Raw genomic sequence first — 18337 nt, 5'->3', positions numbered from 1 at the left:
ATGGCAACAGTAGCATTTATTGGTTTAGGTAACATGGGTGGCCCAATGGCTGCCAATTTAGTAAAAGCGGGTATGACAGTTACCGTATTTGACTTAAACCCAGTTGCGGTAGAAGCGTTAACAGCACAAGGTGCACTCAGTGCTAAAACGGCCTGTGGTGCAGCAGCTTCTGCAGATTTTGTGATTACCATGCTACCAGCAGGCAAGCATGTTCGTAGCTTATACCTAGGCGATGACAACAATAAAGGTTTGTTGGATGTGGTATCTAAACAGGCATTACTGATAGATTGCTCGACCATTGATGCCGACAGCGCTCGCTTAGTGGGTGCAAAAGCGGCCGAAAAAGGCATTGAGTTTATGGACGCGCCAGTGTCTGGTGGCACAGCAGGGGCTGCAGCGGGTACCTTAACCTTTATTTGTGGTGGTAGTGAAGCCGCCTATCAACAAGCCCAAACGGTATTAACGGTTATGGGCGGCAATATTTTTCACGCCGGTGCTGTAGGAGCAGGTCAAATCGCTAAGATTTGTAATAACATGCTGTTGTCTGTATTGATGGTGGGTACTAGCGAATCGTTACAACTTGGTTTGGATAATGGTTTAGATCCTAAAGTGTTGTCTGATATCATGAAAGTCAGTAGCGGCGGTAACTGGACGTTAGAGAAATACAATCCATGCCCAGGCGTGATGGAAAATGTGCCGTCGTCAAAAGACTACCAAGGTGGCTTTATGGTTGACTTGATGGTTAAAGATTTAGGGTTGTCGCAAGAAGCGGCAGTCGCCTCTAATTCAAGCACACCAATGGGATCTTTGGCTCGCAGCTTATATGTTAATCATGCTCGCCAAGGCCATGGTCGCCGCGATTTTTCGAGTGTTTTTGAACAATTTTCAAAGAAAAAATAAAGGATTCAGTTGATGGAATTAAAAGATAAGGTTGTCGTCATTACTGGCGGAGCGGGTGGATTAGGTCTAGCGATGGCGCATGATTTAGCCACCCAAGGTGCTAAATTGGCGCTTATCGATGTTGATCAAACTAAACTTGAACAAGCTTGTGCTGATTTAGGTTCAATAACTGAAGTACAAGGCTATGCCTTAGACATTACTGACGAAGAAGATGTGGTCGCGGGCTTTAAATTTATTGCTGAAGACTTTGGCCAAGTGAATGTGTTGATCAACAATGCCGGTATTTTACGAGATGGCTTAATGATTAAAGCCAAAGACGGCGTGGTCACTGACCGCATGTCGTATCAGCAGTTTCAGTCTGTTATTAACGTTAACTTAACAGGTACTTTTTTATGTGGTCGTGAAGCCGCTGCAGCTATGATTGAAACCAAGCAAGCTGGGGTGATTATCAATATCTCTAGCATTGCTAAAGTTGGTAACATGGGACAATCTAACTACTCAGCGTCTAAAGCCGGCGTTGCAGCTATGGCGGTTGGTTGGGCAAAAGAGTTAGCTCGTCATAATATTCGTAGTGCTGCAGTTGCTCCAGGGGTTATGGCTACTGAAATGACAGCGGCCATGAAGCCTGAAGCCTTAGAACGTTTAGAAAAAATGGTGCCAGTAGGACGTTTAGGTCAACCTGAAGAAGTAGCTGCTACTGTGCGCTTTATTATCGAAAATGATTACGTTAACGGCCGAGTATTTGAAATTGACGGTGGTTTGCGTTTATAAGCGGGTAGTAATTTACATAATCAGTTTGTTATGATGTTGTCACGCCGAGCCTATGCTCGGCGTAACTTTTTATTCTCTAGGAATGCTATCTCGTGGAAAAATTAGAATACCTGCTTAAAAAAATGATGCTGTTTGTAGGGCTCCTTGGCGTCATTGTTATCTATGGCGGTTTTTTATATCTATTCTTTTCAGGTCGTTCGACGGCTGCTTTACCGTGGTTTTTACTGATTTCGCCTTGGATTTGTGTATTTTTTGGCTTGAGCCATGTACAGCAAGTCAGAGTGTTGCATTGGTTTTCAAGTAAATTCACCTTTAAAAAAAACGCTAAGTAGTCCCGTTTATGTCTGATCTATCAGCCTTTTTATCTCGATTTTCTATCGCTCTGTATACCTTGATAGCCTTGGTCGCATTTGCGGCCAACTCGGTGTTGTGCCGTATGGCATTATCAACCCAACAAATCACACCATTAATAGACCCGAGTAGTTTCACTGCCATCCGTTTAATAGCCGGTGCTTTAGTGTTGTGGTTGTTGATGTTATTGCGCACGACTAAAACTAACACCACAAATTTAACTAGCCGTGGCAGCCTATTTGCGGCGGGATTATTATTTACCTATGCTGTGACGTTTTCATACGCTTACGTGCTACTTGATACCGCCACTGGTGCGTTGATTTTGTTTGCAGCGGTACAAATTAGCATGATGTTAATCAGCTATTTTCAAGGTCATCGCTTAACGTTACTTGAATGGATTGGGGCATTATTGGCTTTTAGCGGATTTGCGTATTTGGTGTTGCCCGGTGTGAGCGCGCCTTCGATAACCGGATTAGTGTTAATGTCCATTAGCGGTTGTGCTTGGGGCGGATATACTTTGTTAGGCAAAAAGTCTGTTAATCCACTATTCGATACGGGTTATAATTTTATTCGCAGTATACCCTTGGTTGCGTTGATGATATTGGTTGTGTGGATACTGCCTCAATTAACCTCAACACCACAAACAACGGTATTGTCTGTCAAAGGTGTATGGTTAGCGGTTTTATCTGGTGCAATCGCCTCGGGTATTGGTTATGCGCTGTGGTATCAAGCCTTACGCGGGCTCACATCAACCCATGCGGCGGTTTTACAATTAACGGTCCCAGTGATTGCAGCTGTGGGCGGTATACTCTTTTTAGATGAAGTGATTAGCTTTCATCTTAGTGTATCGGCTGGGATTATTTTTGTTGGGATTGCATTGGTTATTTTTGCCAAAGCCCATCCAGTTAGTAAGCCGACCCAGTAACTAAACAGATAGTTGAGCAATAAACATCATTTACAAGCAAATGACTGACAGATACATAACTCAATAAAATAAATGATTAAGAGGTTACATGAGCAATTCCACACCTTATCCAATTGGTACACCAGGTCAAAAATGGACCGATGCAGACAAAGCACAATGGTTAGCACAAGTTACCATCAAGCGCTCTTATCAAAATGAAGTTGTCAGTAAGTTAATCCCGCTTACCAGCCAATTTGACCAAGTTCAATATGGCGCGTTATCCCTTAATGCTGACAAGTACCCATTATTTGGCTTTACATCAAAACATTGGGACAACAATAAAAAAACGATTTTGATTACCGGTGGTGTACATGGCTATGAAACCAGTGGTGTTCATGGTGCTATTCAGTTTTTAGCCACTAAAGCACAGGATTATACTCAGTATTTTAATGTGGCCGTTGCACCTTGTGTTAGCCCTTGGGGTTACGAAACCATTAATCGATGGAATCCTAAAGCCATCGATCCTAATCGCTCTTTTTATGCCAATAGCCCCGCCGAAGAATCTGCCGCGCTGATGGCATTTGTCGCAAGTTTGGGGACGGTATATGCCCACATTGATTTACATGAAACGACTGATACTGACGAATTAGAGTTTAGGCCTCTGCTATCTGCGCGTGATGGCGTTGAATACGATAAAGGCATCATTCCTGATGGTTTCTACTTAGTTGGCGACAGTGACAACCCAACCCCTGATTTTCAAAAAGCGGTGATTGATTCAGTGGCTAAAGTGACTCATATCGCGCCTGACGATAACGGACAATTAATTGAAGTACCGATAGAGCAATTTGGGGTAATTAACTATCCGGTTAAAAAACTCAGTTTATGTGCCGGTATTACTGTCAATCACTTTAACACCACTACTGAGGTCTATCCTGATAGCCCATTGGTGACAGCGCAACAATGTAATGATGCACAAGTGGCTGCCGTTACTGGTGGATTGGATTACATTGTTGATTATTTGAAGCTTTAACAAAGCTCAAATATGATAAAAAGTGATAAAGTCTAGAGGCTAGGGCGGACTTCGTCTTAACTTCTAGGCTGTTATGATCTAACCTTCATTAAAGTATGGAGGTTAGAGATATAGGTCCAGTTTAGGTTGATAAATAGACCAGAAATCCTTACAATGTCGCGCTTTATAACGACCCTTTCGGCAATGCCGTATGCCCGTTTTAATCTCATTAGTATTTTTTTAAGCATTTGTTTAAGTGCTGGCTTGAGTCATACATACGTTAACTCGAGTGAATAAACAATAATTTGATATGGGCTTTAACACACAACACGATTTGGAATTTCATTTTGATTACAACAGCTAACATCACGATGCAGTTTGGCGCTAAGCCACTGTTTGAAAATCTCTCAGTCAAATTTGGTGGCGGTAATCGCTACGGTTTAATTGGCGCGAATGGTTGTGGTAAATCCACCTTTATGAAAATCCTTGCCGGTGATTTAGAGCCATCAAGCGGTAACGTCTCATTAGATGTTAATGAACGTATGGGTAAATTAAACCAAGACCAGTTTGCATACGAAGCGTTTTCTGTTGTAGACACTGTGATCATGGGTCACCGCGAGTTGTGGAAGGTGAAGCAAGAGCGTGACCGTATTTATTCTTTACCTGAAATGAGTGAAGAAGACGGTATTAAAGTGTCAGAACTTGAGATGGAATTTGCTGAGATGGACGGATACACGTCAGAATCTCGTGCTGGTGACTTATTGTTAGGTGTCGGTATTGACATAGAGCAACACTTCGGACTGATGAGCGAAATTGCGCCGGGTTTTAAACTGCGGGTGTTATTGGCACAAGCATTATTCTCAGATCCAGATCTACTGTTACTCGACGAACCAACCAACAACTTGGACATCGATACTATTCGCTGGTTACAAGATATGTTGAATCAACGTAACAGTACCATGATTATTATTTCCCATGACCGTTACTTTTTAAATTCAGTATGTACACACATGGCTGACTTAGATTACGGTGAATTGCGTTTGTTCCCAGGTAACTATGACGAATACATGATGGCTGCACAGCAATCACGTGAACGTTTAATGAGTGACAACGCCAAGAAGAAAGCTCAAATTGCCGAGTTGCAAACCTTCGTCGCACGTTTCTCGGCTAACGCATCGAAAGCCAAACAAGCCACGTCACGCGCTAAGCAAATTGATAAAATTAAGCTAGATGATATTAAAGCATCAAGTCGTGTTAACCCGTTTATTCGTTTCGAACAAGAAAAGAAATTGTTCCGTAATGCACTCATCGTTGAAAACCTTGCTAAAGGTTACGACACGCCATTGTTTAGCAAGCTTAATCTAATGGTTGAAGTCGGTGAGCGCATTGCTATTTTGGGGCAGAACGGTGTGGGTAAAACCACCTTGTTACGTACGTTAGTGCATGATATCCCACAAGACGAAGGAACCATTAATTGGTCTGAAAATGCCAATATAGGTTACTATGCTCAGGATCATGAAGCTGATTTTGCTAATGATATGACTTTATTCGAATGGATGAGTCAATGGCGCAAAGAAAATGACGATGACCAATCAGTACGCGGTATTTTAGGCCGTATGTTGTTTGGTTCTGACGACATTAAGAAGTCTGTTAAAGTATTATCTGGTGGTGAGAAAGGCCGTATGTATTTCGGTAAACTTATCATGCAAAAACCAAACATTTTATTACTCGACGAACCAACCAACCACATGGACATGGAATCGATTGAGTCATTAAACAACGCGTTAGAAAAATACGAAGGTACATTAATGTTCGTCTCGCACGACCGTGCATTCGTATCATCATTGGCCACCCGTATTCTTGAAGTTACCCCAACAGGGATTAATGACTTCAAAGGTACTTATGACGAATTTTTGGCAAGTAAAGGTATCGAAGCGTAATTCTTCTTTAACAATCAATAGCCGTTATAGTCAATACCAACGCATTAACACTATTAGCCCTGAACAAATGTTCGGGGCTTTTTGTTTTTATTTATTCAGCAAGACCCTATACTCTAGCGTTATAAATCAATGACATTATCCTGAACAGGCATCTATTTTATGAGCATTACCCTTGAACAAATCGCATCAACCTTGAATGAACTGCAATGTCGTACTAATTTTAATATAAAGAATGTTACCGAATACATGTTGCCTGAGTTAAAAGAACCTGTTTATTTGCATGTTGACGGTAAAACACCGTTATTGATTATCCGTCCAGCCTTTGAAATTTTTTCGACAGAATTAGTGACTATTGATGGTGTACGTGCAAAGTATGATTACTATCACAATGCTCAAATGACCCGATTCCCAACACGTAAAAACAAAGGCTTAAATGAAACGTTAACCCACTACGGTTTAGCATTTGAGTTTGATACTACAGATTCAATTACATTATTCATTAATAGGTTGATTGAAATTGTAAAAGGATAAGCCAACTCATTAGGAGCTCCCACCATGACAGAGCAATTTAATATTAATCAGTATAATTGTTCCATTAGCGGTAAAGGGCAATCCCTTATCTGGGCTCATGGATTAACCGGCAGTATTCAAAGTGAAGATGCGATTGGTTTATATGCTTGGCATCGATTCCCCAAAAAATTGCAGCTAATCCGTTATGATGCCATAGGTCATGGCTTATCTTCAGCGGGTAAGTGTGTCGAAGATTATTTATGGCCAGAAATGGCGAAAGATATGATAAGTGTCGCTACTCATTTTAACGCACCATCAGAGCTCGTTTTAGGCGGTCAATCAATGGGGTGTGCCACTAGTTTGTATGCCGCATTGAAATATCCACAAAAGGTCAAAGGATTGATTTTGATGACGCCGCCAACAGCATGGCAAACTCGGGCAGAAAAAGTTGACGATTATCATAAAATGGCTAAAGCGGCACGAATATGGGGCGGTAAAGGTTTAGCTAAAATAAATGCTAAACATTTAGATAAAATGCTTCCAAGCTGGTTGGTTGATGCCCATCAACACAGCGTGCTCGGCATATTAGACGGATTGAAATTGATGACCCGTCACACGCTTGACCAACTATTTCGCGCAGCCGCAATGAATGACTTACCGAGCAAAAAGCAACTTGGGACCATTTCAATTCCAACGTTAATTCTAGCTTGGCAAGACGATGAAGCGCACCCCGTCGATACCGCAATAGAACTTAAAAAGGCATTACCTCTTTCCACGCTACATATTGCTCATTCGATGGATGATGTTAATGATTGGCCACGGCTTATCAGTGATTTTTGTGTAGACTTACAATCAAACTAATAACCGTTATTTATCGCCTGTTACTTTTGATATATCTTTAGTGCAATGCTGCAATAACTGAACAAAAAAATCGCTGCCTTTACGTTCAGCAAAAGCAATGTTTCGCTCTGGAATGGATTCTGGGTCGGTATAGCTTGCCAATGCTATTTCCATGCTGACTTCGCGGATAATATGCAGAGTAGGATAGGGCGAACGATTGGTAAAATTAGCTGCACTGTCTTGTGGTTCGCCATCAAAACAATAGTCTGGATGAAAGGTGGCTAACTGGTACACGCCATCATAATCTTGTTCAGATAATAACGCTGTTGCATCATCAACTAAATCTAGATAAGCATAAAAGCCTTCAAAACCGCGCGGTAAAATAAATAACGTAGTTTCTGTTTCAGGGTTATTATCTAGGTATTGACATTCTGCCAATAACGCCTTTAAAACAGCCTTTATTTTAGTGTCTTCAATGGCAACATAACGAATACTGGCACGTTCGACTTCTCGGCGGGCAAAAGGGCATATATTGTATTTCATAATGACATCTTTTACCCACATTTCAGTGTGGATAAGACATTCATGTTGTTCCATTAATTAGCCTTTAACCCTATTAAATTCATCAACGTGCTGTAGGTGGCAACATCATTGGGATAATAGATGCCACTAATAATAAAGCCATTGTGACATTAAAAATACGCTGTTGACGATCATTTTTAAGTAGACGCTTTAATGCTACGCCAAACCCAAGCCAGACAATCGCGCAGGGGAATGCCACACATAAAAACACGCTTGCAATAGTGATCACTTGGCCGTTGAGTTCTTGTTGCACCGAGGTGAAAGTGGCAATAGCACCGACAGCCATAATCCACCCCTTTGGGTTTACCCATTGAAATGCAGCAGCTTGAATAAAGCTAAACGGTTTGCTGACTTGTTTGCCTTCCATTTTACTGCTGCTGTTAGCAATTAACCATGACAAATACAGCAAGTAAGTTATGCCGACTACTTTAATTACTGTGTGGATTATTGGGTAGGCTTTAAATATTGCGCTTAATCCAAGTCCTACCGCCAATATCATTGTCGGAAAGCCTAAGCTGATGCCTAGTAAGTGTGGAATACTGCGTTTTATGCCAAAATTCACACCAGAAGTCATTAACATGATGTTATTTGGGCCGGGGGTTATGCCGGCAGAAAATGCAAATAATGCTATTGCAAATACCAATTCCATGTTGTATTTAGTCCTAGTCTCATTAAAAATTGTTGGCATTTTAACGGTTAATGCTATGACAATCTAATATTAATTGTTCGCTAATTTATAATTAAACTAAAGATTGTTATCTCAAGTTGAACGGGGTAGCTTAAACATTATATCGATAAGGTTTAAAACAAACTAATAAATAGGAAATTCTTTTATGTTAAGAAACCTAAGTAAAATTATTTTTTTCCTTAGCATAGTGCTGTTAACTGCTTGTACAACAAATACAGTGAGTACAACACCCAATAACCGTATTACTATCGTGGCTAGTGGTGATTTATCTACGTTATCAAAAACGTACGCTTGGCATGAAACCATGTTTGTTGTGCATACAGCCAATAAGATGGATGAAGACGTTTTACGCAAACAATTAATCAGTTCAGTCAATAAATTAATGGCTAACAAAGGCTATCAGTTAGTATCGATTAATGATTCGCCACAAATGATTGTTGGGTTTGGTATGGCACTCGAGTCAGAAATGAGTGATACAGAGATCCTCGCTAAAGTCGGGTTAGTACCCGGTTTGTATACCCAAGATGTTAATGGTAATTATGAGAAGGGGTCCGTCTTGATCGCCTTTTTCAATCCCAGAGTTAACTTGCCATTTTGGCGTGTTTTAGCGCAAGGGTTTACCGAGCCAGATCGTATACTTGAAGAACGAGAAGCTCGATTTGATGCGCTGATTACAATGATGTTAAATGATATTCCACAAGCTTAAATACGGCTTTTGTACATAAAAAAAGACGCTGTTTGCGTCTTTTTTATTCAACAATATTGATATTAATCGTGGTTGACTTCCACTTCATAAGAGCTAAATTTTCGGATATTAATTACGCCAGTATCAAAGATTAAATATTGCCCTTTAATACCTTGCAAGATACCTGTCACTTCAGCAATTTTATCAAAATTATGCGATTTCACTTTGACAGGAAATTGCGTAATAGGGTAGCTAATGGCTTGGATGTTTGCATCAAGACGTTCAATGACAATGTCTTGATATTCAGCAGCTAGGGCTTGTAATTTATCTTCAATTAATGGGATAAGTTGGCCAGCTTGTTCGATGAGATCGATATCATCATTATTGCCTTTAAGCATGGCTTGCCAATGGGTTTTATCGTTAATAAATTTGGCTAATTCAATTTCGATTAAGCCCGACATTTTACGGGTCGACACTTTAAAAATAGGTAAACCTTGAGTTGCGCCTTGGTCTATCCAACGAGTTGGAATTTGGGTGTAGCGAGTAATACCCACTTTAATACCTGAAGTATTAGACAAATAGACATAGTGAGGAACAAAGCAATTTGACATGGCCCATTCTGGTTCACGGCAAGTACCTTGATCAAAGTGGCATGTTTCAGGTTTCATAATGCACAGGTCGCAACTGGCCAGTTTTGTCATGCATACGTAACAATGACCCTGAGAATAACTTTTTTTAGTTTTTTTACCGCAGTTGCTGCAAAAAATATTACCCGTGTGAACCATGGTTAATGACTTACCTATAAGCGGGTTAAGGGCTAAGCGCGCTTCACCTACAGGTAAATGATACTCCACCTCATGGTTATCATTGAGGTGGGTTTTCAGTTTTGATAGCGTTCCAAACATGGTCAATCCATTTTTATCATCATTATTTTGTGGCAGTTTAGCAGATGATGAAAACGGATTTTAGGCTTAATTTGGCTCCACCTTGGGTTAATGGTTAAGTAGATTGGTAAAACGTTGAATAATTCAGGTTTTTAAAATTAACTCAGGTTGGTTTATTGAGCTTATCTAATACAACATCATCACCCATTTCATAAAGTGATGCTGTAATTTTCTCTTCTTGATTAGGATCGGTTAAGCCCAAGGCCATGGTGGCTCTAAATAATGCAATACCGGTGTGACTAGCCGTTTCATATTGGCTACTAAACTGTTCAATATTGATACCTAGTTCATTCATTTTATTAGAAATATGTAACACAATTCCTGGGCGGTCATATGCAACTAAGTTGTAATGCAGATGCTTGATTGGCTTAGCACTTAAGCTAGTTTTTGCAAAAGTTAAGGTTAATCCGTCAATGCATTCTAAAGCATCAATTAATTGATCCCACTTAAGTGCAGGCACTTCTAACTGTAATATTGCTGCAAAAATACCGTCTATATGACGCATTTCTGAGTCTAACCAGTTGCCATTATGTCGACTAACAACATTAGCTATTTGTTCGACTAAACCTTTTCTATCAGGAGCTTGCAGAGTGATAAGGTAACGCATCATACGATATTTCTCCTATTAATATTGGCTGTAACACAACTGTCATCTTTACGTCATATAATCGCAGCCACTTAAGATTGCGTAAATGCTTTACGCTTGTGTTACAAACATTTATTCAGATACTAGTTTTTTTACTGAGTTTTTAGCTTAGTTAAATAAGTTATTTATATTAGTTATTTGGTCATAAATATTTATTGTTAGCACAGTAAACTACACAATCAAAGCGCTAATTATGGCATCGATTAATTATTAGAGGTTCTTAATGGAAAGTCAGGTAAATCAACCTGGTTCTGCTGAAAAAAGTCTACTTGTTGATAGACATGCAACTCGCAGAGCATTTAAGGATAAAGCCGCAGAGATTGGGGTAACCGTTGGCGGCACCTTAGTGTTTGTCACATTGTTATTAATATTTTTCTATTTGCTGTATGTCATCAAACCCATTTTTGATGGTGCACATATAGAGCCAGTTACCAGTATTAGTTATCAGCATGCTGATGCTAAAACGTTAATGGTTGGCAGTGACGAACAAAATGAAGTGTTATACCGGGTTACTGAATCGGGTTCGGTTGATTTTTACTCGTCGATTACAGGTCAGCTCATTTCATCTTTTACGCCTAAATTACCACAAGGCGCCACTGTTACTAGTAGTGCAAAATCTAGTCCTAGCGAGCAACGTTTTGCATTAGGACTCAGTAATGGCCAAGTCATTGTGGTGGGTATTGAGTTTGGTCTGACTTATCCTGACAACAAACGCGTGATTACCCCTTCTTTACGTTACCCCTTGGGCGAAGAGGCGTTAACCATTAACAGTGATGGTGCAGTATATAATCTGGTGTTTGATTATAGTGACGGCCGCATGAGTTTTGCTTATCAAGACAAAAACGGTGCGTGGAAGCTTAATCGCCAAGAAGGCGAAGAAAACATGATGACCGAAGAGGTTGAGTGGTCATCAGTTGAAGTGTTTATTAACGATGCACCTAATCATGTCATATCAGCAATCATGACCCCTGACCATCGTCAGCTAATTTTGAGTGCAAATAATAAACTGTTTATTTATAACACTCGCGATGCCGATTCTGTTGAGTTACTTCAGGTTGTCGATGTAAATAAAGCCGGCGCTAAAGTTAAGCAAGTTAATTTGCTTGCCGGAGCAAGCTCTATATTGGTGAGTTATGACAGCGGTATTGTGAGTCAGTACTTCCAAGTTAATAGCGAAAAAGGTCGTTTATATCAGCAGATTCGTGAGTTTGATGACCTTGCTCCTGTTAGTGTAATGGCAACAGAGTTTTATCGTAAAAGCTTTGCAGTGTTGAGTGCAGATGGCGAATTAACACTGCTTTATACAACCAGTGAACGTGAGTTATTCGACGAGAAATTTCAGTTAACTAACCCTGGTAAAATGGGCTTTAGCCCGCGTTCAAATGCCTTGGTGATTGAAGCCGATAACAAACTTAACCTTTTCTCTGTTGAAAATGATCATCCAGAAATATCGTGGAGCGCACTGTGGGAAAAAGTATGGTACGAAGGTTACCCTGAACCACAATATGTGTGGCAGTCCACTTCTGGTTCTGACGACTTTGAAGCCAAGTTGAGCTTAATGCCACTGGCATTTGGCACCATGAAAGCGGCATTTTACGCTATGCTATTTGCCGCGCCATTAGCGATAGCTGGTGCGATTTATACCGCTTACTTTATGACACCAAAAGTACGTAATGTAGTTAAGCCTACCATTGAAATCATGGAAGCATTACCGACAGTTATTTTGGGTTTCTTGGCTGGTTTATGGCTAGCGCCACTGATTGAAGATCATTTGCCCGGCATTGTGGTGTTGTTGATGTTATTGCCCACATCAATACTTGCCACCGCATTTGCTTGGAGTAAATTGCCAGAAAAATGGAAGCAGCGCTTACCAGAAACCTACCAAGAGCTAATGCTATTGCCGGTGATTATATTTATTGGTTGGTTCTCCTTTGAAATCAGCCCTGTGATTGAAGTGGCATTATTTGACGGCAATACTCGTCAATTTATTACCAATGATTTAGGTATCACATTCGACCAACGTAATGCGCTGGTTGTGGGTATTGCCATGGGCTTTGCGGTAATTCCAACCATATTCTCGATAGCTGAAGATGCGATTTTTTCTGTACCACGTCATTTATCAAACGGCAGTTTGGCACTGGGTGCAACAAACTGGCAAACCCTGACTAAGGTGGTATTACTTACCGCCAGCCCGGGTATTTTCTCAGCTATTATGATGGGCTTAGGTCGTGCAGTGGGTGAAACCATGATTGTGTTAATGGCAACCGGTAATACTGCAATCCTTGAGTGGAGTGTATTTGAAGGTATGCGTACCTTAGCGGCAAACATTGCCGTAGAAATGCCTGAGTCGGCCATTGGTAGTACGCATTATCGCGTATTGTTCTTAGCTGCCTTTGTATTGTTCGTGTTCACCTTCTTCTTTAATACCATTGCTGAAGTTGTTCGCCAACGTTTACGCGAACGTTATAGCTCACTGTAAGGAAAGATGATGACTCAATTAATGATTAATTCGCCAATCGCCTTGAGAGGTTTGTGCAATGGGTAAGTGGTTTAAATCAGGTTCACCGTGGATTTGGATGACCGGTGGTGCCGTTAGTATCAGTTTGATTGCCGTTTTAGGCTTATTACTGTTAATCGCTTGGCGTGGCTTGAGTTACTTTTGGCCTGCTGATATTTATGAATGGCAACTAGAAGATAACAATGGGGTTAAAAGTACCTTAATTGGTGAAATCTACGACCGTGAAGAAGTGCCTACAGAGCGTTTAATTTCAGCCGGTCATAAATTTGCCAAACATCCTGGTGAGTTTGTTACTCGTTACTTGGTAAAAACCGGTAACCGTGAGTTTGTTGGTTTAGATTTCCGTTGGATTTTAGGAACCGATATCGTTAGCCGTTCAACCCCTGCTGATGTTGCTAAACTTGAACGGACTAAAAACGGTAATTTTTATGGTTATCCTGTTGCGGTAATTGAAGACGGTAAACGTTTAGAGTTAACCAGTGAAGCTGACATAGAAGCGTCTTTGTTCGACCATATCGACCGCGCAGTGGCTATTTCTGATCAAGCCTTGGCGTTGCAAAAAAGCGATATTGGTTCGATCAATTATCAAATGGAACGTTTACGTTTGAAAGAACGTGGTTATGAGCTTGATGGTGAATTAACTGCTGAGCGTAAAGCGGATATCAAGGCGCAAATCGAACAGCTTAACCAAGACTACCTAGTGCTTGAAAAAGACTTGTTTGCCCTGCGAGATAAAGCGGCGCGTGATTCTGTGGTGATTAAAGACATGCGCGGTGTTGAAGTCACCTTGCAACTGGACTCAATTTTAGACGTAAGTTATGTCAATCACATGAGTTTGCTAGGTAAAGTGGGTCACTGGTTTGTGGGAATAGGTCGCTTTGTTAGTGATGACCCGCGTGAAGCCAATACTGAAGGTGGTGTTTTCCCCGCTATTTTTGGTACGGTATTTATGGTGATGCTCATGGCTGTTATCGTGACGCCATTTGGGGTTATTGCTGCTATTTACTTGCACGAATATGCCAAGAAAGGCCCTATTACTAAGCTTATCCGTATTGCGGTAATTAACTTAGCGGGCGTTCCGTCAATTGTTTATGGTGTGTTTGGTTTAGGTTTCTTTGTATACATGATGGGCGGCTCAATTGATCAATTGTTCTTCCCTGAGGCGTTACCAGCACCGACATTTGGCTCTCCTGGGGTAATTTGGTCTGCATTAACCTTAGCCATTTTAACCTTGCCGGTGGTCATTGTATCAACAGAAGAAGGCTTAAGCCGAATTCCGAGTGCAGTTCGTCAAGGCAGCTTGGCATTAGGCGCGACTAAAGCCGAGACCTTATGGCGCATTGTGATCCCAATGGCAAGCCCAGCAATTATGACTGGTTTGATTTTAGCCGTGGCACGTGCCGCCGGTGAAGTGGCGCCGTTGATGTTAGTGGGTGTAGTAAAATTAGCCCCAACATTACCGATTGATATGAACTTCCCGTTTGTGCATTTAGAACGTAAGTTCATGCACTTAGGTTTCCATATTTACGATGTAGGCTTCCAAAGCCCTAACGTAGAAGCAGCACGCCCATTAGTGTATGCAACTTCGTTCTTATTAGTATCTGTAATTGTTGCTCTTAATTTAACCGCTATCAGCGTGCGCAACCATTTACGTGAAAAATTCCGTTCGCTAGAACATTAATTAGCGATATCCTGAGGAAAGATAAAAAATGATTTCAATTGATAGTTCAGCAATGCAAACAGAAGCCGTTGATTTAGTTAACTTACCGGCACAGGATACCGCACTTGAGATCCGTAATCTTGATTTACGTTACGGTGACAAACAAGCGTTATTTGATGTGTCGATGAAGATCCCTAAAAAACAAGTCACGGCATTTATCGGCCCTAGTGGTTGTGGTAAATCAACGCTGTTACGCTGTATTAACCGTATGAATGATTTGGTTGATAGTTGTAAAATTGAAGGTGAAATATTGCTTCATGGGCAGAACATTTATGACAAGAAAGTTGATGTAGCTGCATTACGTCGTAACGTAGGCATGGTGTTTCAGCGTCCTAACCCGTTCCCTAAGTCAATTTACGAAAATGTGGTGTATGGTTTACGTTTGCAAGGGTTAAGTAACCGCCGTGAATTAGATGAAGCGGCAGAGCGTTCATTACGTGGCGCCGCTATTTGGGACGAAGTGAAAGACCGTTTACATGATAATGCCTTTGGATTATCGGGTGGTCAGCAACAGCGTTTGGTTATTGCCCGTGCCATTGCCATTGAGCCGGAAGTCTTATTACTTGATGAACCAACGTCAGCTCTGGACCCTATCTCAACCTTAACTATTGAAGAATTGATTACTGAATTAAAGCAGCAATATACCGTAGTGATTGTGACGCATAATATGCAACAAGCGGCACGAGTGTCGGATCAAACAGCCTTTATGTACATGGGTGAATTGGTTGAATATGCTGATACCAATACCATTTTTACTACCCCTAAAAAGCGTAAAACCGAAGATTATATTACCGGAAGATACGGTTAATCTTTACTAGAAACGCTTTTAATTAACATACAAAATTTAGGTGGGTATCATGGAAAAAATGAATTTAAGTAAACACATATCAGGGCAGTTTAATGCTGAGCTTGATGATATTCGTAATCGCGTATTAGCCATGGGCGGTTTAGTTGAGCGTCAGCTCGAACAGGCATTGGATGCGCTAGCATCACTTGATACAGAATTAGCACAACAAGTGATTGAAGGCGATCATAAAGTGAATGGCATGGAAGTGGCTATTGACGAAGAATGCACTCGTATCATTGCTAAACGTCAACCTGCTGCCAGTGATTTACGCTTGATCCTTGCCATTTCGAAAACCATTACCGATCTTGAACGTATTGGTGATGCTTGTGTGCGCATTGCCAAAGCTGCGGTAGAAAAGCGTGCTAACAGCCAACAGCCTTTATTGGTGAGTATTGAAAACATGGGGCGTCACGCGACGCGTATGTTGCACTCAACCTTAGATGCATTAGCACGTATGGATGCTGACCAAGCATTTGAGTTGCATAAACAAGATGCAAAATTAGATAAAGAATATGAAGGTATAATCCGTCAGTTAATGACCCATATGATGGAAGATCCGCGCTCAATTCCAGGTGTGTTAGACGTATTATGGGCTGCGCGTGCGGTTGAGCGTGTAGGAGACCGTTGTAAGAATATTTGTGAGTACGTGATTTACTATGTGAAAGGCAAAGACGTTCGTCATATTTCTTACGAAGAAATGGAAAAAGAACTGTAAGAATTTGAGTTGCCAGACTTGAATGTAGATTTTTTAAATTAACAGTTGTTTTTAAGCTTCGATAAAGCCCCATTGATAGGGGCTTTTATATGCCTGTTGAGCATGTTCTTCTGGAATTATATAACTAAGGTCAGGATAATAAACGGTTATCAAACAGTCTTTTGTATCGCTAACAGTATTGCATTGACTTGCAATAGGTTAGCTATTGACGCATCGATGCGCTTTGTTGAAAAACAAATGACAAGTTTGATAAGAAACAGGCCGAATATTGTCATTTTTCCTTGCATATCCCACCTCTTAACCTGAGTTGAGGTTAACTATATCAATAATCTAATCTTCCTCATCGGTTAATCATATTCAGTAGAAAGCGATTATAAAAAGGACTATTTAGCTAACGATTATCTAGCTAGTGATTATGTGGACATAATGACCATTCTGACAACATGTCATGGTTCATATTGTCGCAATTATTTTGTTTAACTCACGTTTAGGCATCTTTATTTAGAGGTGTGTCGCATTTTTAATGTGGCACCGTATTTGCTTTATCTTAGTATCCATTCCTTACGGCAAGATATATGAGATGTGAAATCAATCGTTTAGACAACGTAAATAAGATTTCAGGTGAGTTCAGTGGCGCATTTGCTGATTTAGGCACCTTCCTTCCTTTAGTTTTAGGCTTAATAGCCCTTAATCAATTCTCTCCCCAAGGGATATTTTTAGGCTTTGGTTTTTTTGCCTTATTTACTGCGTTTTATTATCGACGCCCCATTCCGATACAGCCTATGAAGGTGATCAGTGCGTTAGTCATTGCAGAAGGAATGTCTCCTGGAATGTTACAAGCATCCGCCATGTTAATGGGCCTTATTCTACTTGTTTTAGCCTATAGCGGCATTATTCAATGGATGGCTAAGCTGTTATCACCGGCGATCAGTATCGGTATCCAGCTAGCAATTGGGCTCCAGCTGATATGGTTAGGTGGCGTCATGATGAGCGAAACATGGTTGGTCGGCATACTTGCTTTTGGTTTTCTGTTCGCTAGTCGTTTTATGCCAATGCAATATTTGGTTATGCCGTTAGTGATTATCCTTGGCATCGGTTGGCAATTAACAAGTGGGACTATGCCTAGCTTTAACTTTACCCAAACCAGTGTTTGGCAGTTGGGTTGGCCGAGTATCGATGAATGGGGGTCTGCTGCCATTTTATTGGTGCTACCACAGTTAGCGTTGACATTGACCAATGCGGTGATTGCGATTTCTGCGATGGCGAAAGATAAGTTTCCTGAAGACAGTGAAAATTTTGAACCGCAACAATTTGCTAAAAGCTCTGGTTGGGCTAATTTGCTGTTATCACCTTTTGGGGCTGCTGCAATGTGCCATGGGGCTGGAGGGTTAGCGGTACAATATCACTTTGGCGCTCGAACCTGGTTAGCGCCGACTATTTTTGGCAGTACATGCGTCCTCATTGCTATCTTTTGGGGGCAAGGTATTGCCAGTGCATTGTCATTAATTCCTTTAGCTGTATTAGGTAGTTTACTCGCTATTGCGGGAACCCAATTAGCTTGGTCGAAACGATTCATTGATGGTAACCCGTTTTGTATCTTGGTTATTTTTTCAACGGCCATAACGTGCTTATGGATTAATACCGCTGCTGGCTTGGCTGTCGGTGTTGTATTGGAGTTAGGTCGTCATCAATGGTTGAATGTTGCTAGCTCAAAAAGATAATAGCGCACCTGTGTTGTAATATTTTGATCTGATGGGGGCTTTTTTA

Annotated in this window: 18 protein-coding genes; 14 read left to right on the top strand and 4 right to left on the bottom strand. The window is 41.0% G+C overall.

All coding sequences use genetic code 11. The features are described 5' to 3' along the window. From mmsB to FH971_RS12920, 8 genes are all read left to right on the top strand, one after another. Positions 1 to 900: a 3-hydroxyisobutyrate dehydrogenase gene (gene mmsB / locus FH971_RS12955; protein WP_140234570.1), complete on the top strand. Its 900-nt coding sequence runs from the start codon at positions 1 to 3 to the stop codon at positions 898 to 900. A 12-nt stretch (positions 901 to 912) separates the two neighbouring features. Beyond that, positions 913 to 1671 carry an SDR family oxidoreductase gene (locus tag FH971_RS12950; protein ID WP_140234569.1) on the top strand — a complete coding sequence of 253 codons (759 nt, stop codon included), beginning with the start codon at positions 913 to 915 and terminating at the stop codon, positions 1669 to 1671. Positions 1672 to 1796: 125 nt separating this feature from the next. Further along, entirely contained in the window at positions 1797 to 2003 is a 207-nt protein-coding gene (locus tag FH971_RS12945) for a hypothetical protein (protein ID WP_137227455.1), read from the top strand. Positions 2004 to 2011: 8 nt separating this feature from the next. Next, the gene (locus FH971_RS12940; protein ID WP_137226622.1) at positions 2012 to 2947 is read left to right on the top strand and encodes a DMT family transporter; all 936 of its coding nucleotides are present in this window, start codon (positions 2012 to 2014) and stop codon (positions 2945 to 2947) included. 88 nt (positions 2948 to 3035) lie between these two features. Further along, a complete protein-coding gene (locus FH971_RS12935) occupies positions 3036 to 3956 on the top strand; it encodes a M14 family metallopeptidase (protein ID WP_137226623.1) in 921 nt (306 codons plus the stop codon). A 326-nt stretch (positions 3957 to 4282) separates the two neighbouring features. Further along, positions 4283 to 5875 (top strand): ABC-F family ATPase, encoded by a 1593-nt coding sequence (locus FH971_RS12930; protein ID WP_137226624.1) that lies wholly within the window; start codon positions 4283 to 4285, stop codon positions 5873 to 5875. 159 nt (positions 5876 to 6034) lie between these two features. After that, entirely contained in the window at positions 6035 to 6406 is a 372-nt protein-coding gene (locus tag FH971_RS12925; protein WP_137226625.1) for a hypothetical protein, read from the top strand. Positions 6407 to 6430: 24 nt separating this feature from the next. Next, positions 6431 to 7246, top strand: a complete 816-nt coding sequence (locus FH971_RS12920) for an alpha/beta fold hydrolase (RefSeq protein ID WP_140234568.1) — start codon at positions 6431 to 6433, stop codon at positions 7244 to 7246. 6 nt (positions 7247 to 7252) lie between these two features. Here FH971_RS12920 and FH971_RS12915 read toward each other — a convergent pair whose 3' ends face one another. Together FH971_RS12915 and FH971_RS12910 are read right to left on the bottom strand one after the other, a co-directional pair. Next, positions 7253 to 7822: a DUF1415 domain-containing protein gene (locus FH971_RS12915; RefSeq protein ID WP_140234567.1), complete on the bottom strand. Its 570-nt coding sequence runs from the start codon at positions 7820 to 7822 to the stop codon at positions 7253 to 7255. 28 nt (positions 7823 to 7850) lie between these two features. After that, positions 7851 to 8456 (bottom strand): LysE family translocator, encoded by a 606-nt coding sequence (locus FH971_RS12910; RefSeq protein ID WP_137226628.1) that lies wholly within the window; start codon positions 8454 to 8456, stop codon positions 7851 to 7853. Positions 8457 to 8640: 184 nt separating this feature from the next. On the opposite strand from FH971_RS12910, the gene FH971_RS12905 reads away from it, so the two are divergent. After that, positions 8641 to 9201 carry a DUF4136 domain-containing protein gene (locus FH971_RS12905; protein ID WP_140234566.1) on the top strand — a complete coding sequence of 187 codons (561 nt, stop codon included), beginning with the start codon at positions 8641 to 8643 and terminating at the stop codon, positions 9199 to 9201. Between the two features lie 62 nt (positions 9202 to 9263). Here FH971_RS12905 and FH971_RS12900 read toward each other — a convergent pair whose 3' ends face one another. Then, the gene (locus FH971_RS12900; RefSeq protein ID WP_140234565.1) at positions 9264 to 10085 is read right to left on the bottom strand and encodes a DUF2797 domain-containing protein; all 822 of its coding nucleotides are present in this window, start codon (positions 10083 to 10085) and stop codon (positions 9264 to 9266) included. A gap of 142 nt (positions 10086 to 10227) precedes the next feature. Further along, positions 10228 to 10734, bottom strand: a complete 507-nt coding sequence (locus FH971_RS12895) for a glycine cleavage system transcriptional repressor (RefSeq protein ID WP_137226631.1) — start codon at positions 10732 to 10734, stop codon at positions 10228 to 10230. A gap of 259 nt (positions 10735 to 10993) precedes the next feature. Here FH971_RS12895 and FH971_RS12890 point away from each other — a divergent pair, with 259 nt between their 5' ends. The 5 genes from FH971_RS12890 to FH971_RS12870 all read left to right on the top strand — a co-directional run bounded on the left by FH971_RS12890 (position 10994) and on the right by FH971_RS12870 (position 18291). Continuing rightward, positions 10994 to 13249: an ABC transporter permease subunit gene (locus FH971_RS12890; protein WP_140234564.1), complete on the top strand. Its 2256-nt coding sequence runs from the start codon at positions 10994 to 10996 to the stop codon at positions 13247 to 13249. 58 nt (positions 13250 to 13307) lie between these two features. Beyond that, positions 13308 to 14969 (top strand): phosphate ABC transporter permease PstA, encoded by a 1662-nt coding sequence (pstA, locus tag FH971_RS12885; protein WP_137226633.1) that lies wholly within the window; start codon positions 13308 to 13310, stop codon positions 14967 to 14969. A 28-nt stretch (positions 14970 to 14997) separates the two neighbouring features. After that, positions 14998 to 15816: a phosphate ABC transporter ATP-binding protein PstB gene (gene pstB, locus FH971_RS12880; protein WP_137226634.1), complete on the top strand. Its 819-nt coding sequence runs from the start codon at positions 14998 to 15000 to the stop codon at positions 15814 to 15816. Between the two features lie 49 nt (positions 15817 to 15865). Further along, complete coding sequence (gene phoU / locus FH971_RS12875) at positions 15866 to 16570, top strand: phosphate signaling complex protein PhoU (protein ID WP_137226635.1); 705 nt, start codon at positions 15866 to 15868, stop codon at positions 16568 to 16570. Between the two features lie 575 nt (positions 16571 to 17145). Then, positions 17146 to 18291, top strand: coding sequence for a putative sulfate/molybdate transporter (locus tag FH971_RS12870; protein WP_140234563.1), 1146 nt, complete (start codon positions 17146 to 17148; stop codon positions 18289 to 18291). Positions 18292 to 18337 lie beyond the last annotated feature (46 nt).

The sequence above is a fragment of the Shewanella polaris genome, from assembly GCF_006385555.1.
In the GTDB taxonomy this organism is placed as follows: domain Bacteria; phylum Pseudomonadota; class Gammaproteobacteria; order Enterobacterales; family Shewanellaceae; genus Shewanella; species Shewanella polaris.
This window is presented reverse-complemented; position numbering and strand designations above follow the sequence as displayed.

Coding starts and splice junctions, on each gene's coding strand:
- FH971_RS12940 (WP_137226622.1), top strand. CDS start 2,012: ATGTCTGATCTATCAGCCTTTTTATCTCGATTTTCTATCGCTCTGTAT.
- FH971_RS12890 (WP_140234564.1), top strand. CDS start 10,994: ATGGAAAGTCAGGTAAATCAACCTGGTTCTGCTGAAAAAAGTCTACTT.
- pstB (WP_137226634.1), top strand. CDS start 14,998: ATGATTTCAATTGATAGTTCAGCAATGCAAACAGAAGCCGTTGATTTA.
- FH971_RS12905 (WP_140234566.1), top strand. CDS start 8,641: ATGTTAAGAAACCTAAGTAAAATTATTTTTTTCCTTAGCATAGTGCTG.
- phoU (WP_137226635.1), top strand. CDS start 15,866: ATGGAAAAAATGAATTTAAGTAAACACATATCAGGGCAGTTTAATGCT.
- FH971_RS12910 (WP_137226628.1), bottom strand. CDS start 8,456: ATGGAATTGGTATTTGCAATAGCATTATTTGCATTTTCTGCCGGCATA.
- FH971_RS12920 (WP_140234568.1), top strand. CDS start 6,431: ATGACAGAGCAATTTAATATTAATCAGTATAATTGTTCCATTAGCGGT.
- FH971_RS12900 (WP_140234565.1), bottom strand. CDS start 10,085: ATGTTTGGAACGCTATCAAAACTGAAAACCCACCTCAATGATAACCAT.
- FH971_RS12935 (WP_137226623.1), top strand. CDS start 3,036: ATGAGCAATTCCACACCTTATCCAATTGGTACACCAGGTCAAAAATGG.
- pstA (WP_137226633.1), top strand. CDS start 13,308: ATGGGTAAGTGGTTTAAATCAGGTTCACCGTGGATTTGGATGACCGGT.
- FH971_RS12895 (WP_137226631.1), bottom strand. CDS start 10,734: ATGATGCGTTACCTTATCACTCTGCAAGCTCCTGATAGAAAAGGTTTA.
- FH971_RS12950 (WP_140234569.1), top strand. CDS start 913: ATGGAATTAAAAGATAAGGTTGTCGTCATTACTGGCGGAGCGGGTGGA.
- FH971_RS12915 (WP_140234567.1), bottom strand. CDS start 7,822: ATGGAACAACATGAATGTCTTATCCACACTGAAATGTGGGTAAAAGAT.
- FH971_RS12925 (WP_137226625.1), top strand. CDS start 6,035: ATGAGCATTACCCTTGAACAAATCGCATCAACCTTGAATGAACTGCAA.
- FH971_RS12945 (WP_137227455.1), top strand. CDS start 1,797: ATGCTGTTTGTAGGGCTCCTTGGCGTCATTGTTATCTATGGCGGTTTT.
- mmsB (WP_140234570.1), top strand. CDS start 1: ATGGCAACAGTAGCATTTATTGGTTTAGGTAACATGGGTGGCCCAATG.
- FH971_RS12870 (WP_140234563.1), top strand. CDS start 17,146: ATGAGATGTGAAATCAATCGTTTAGACAACGTAAATAAGATTTCAGGT.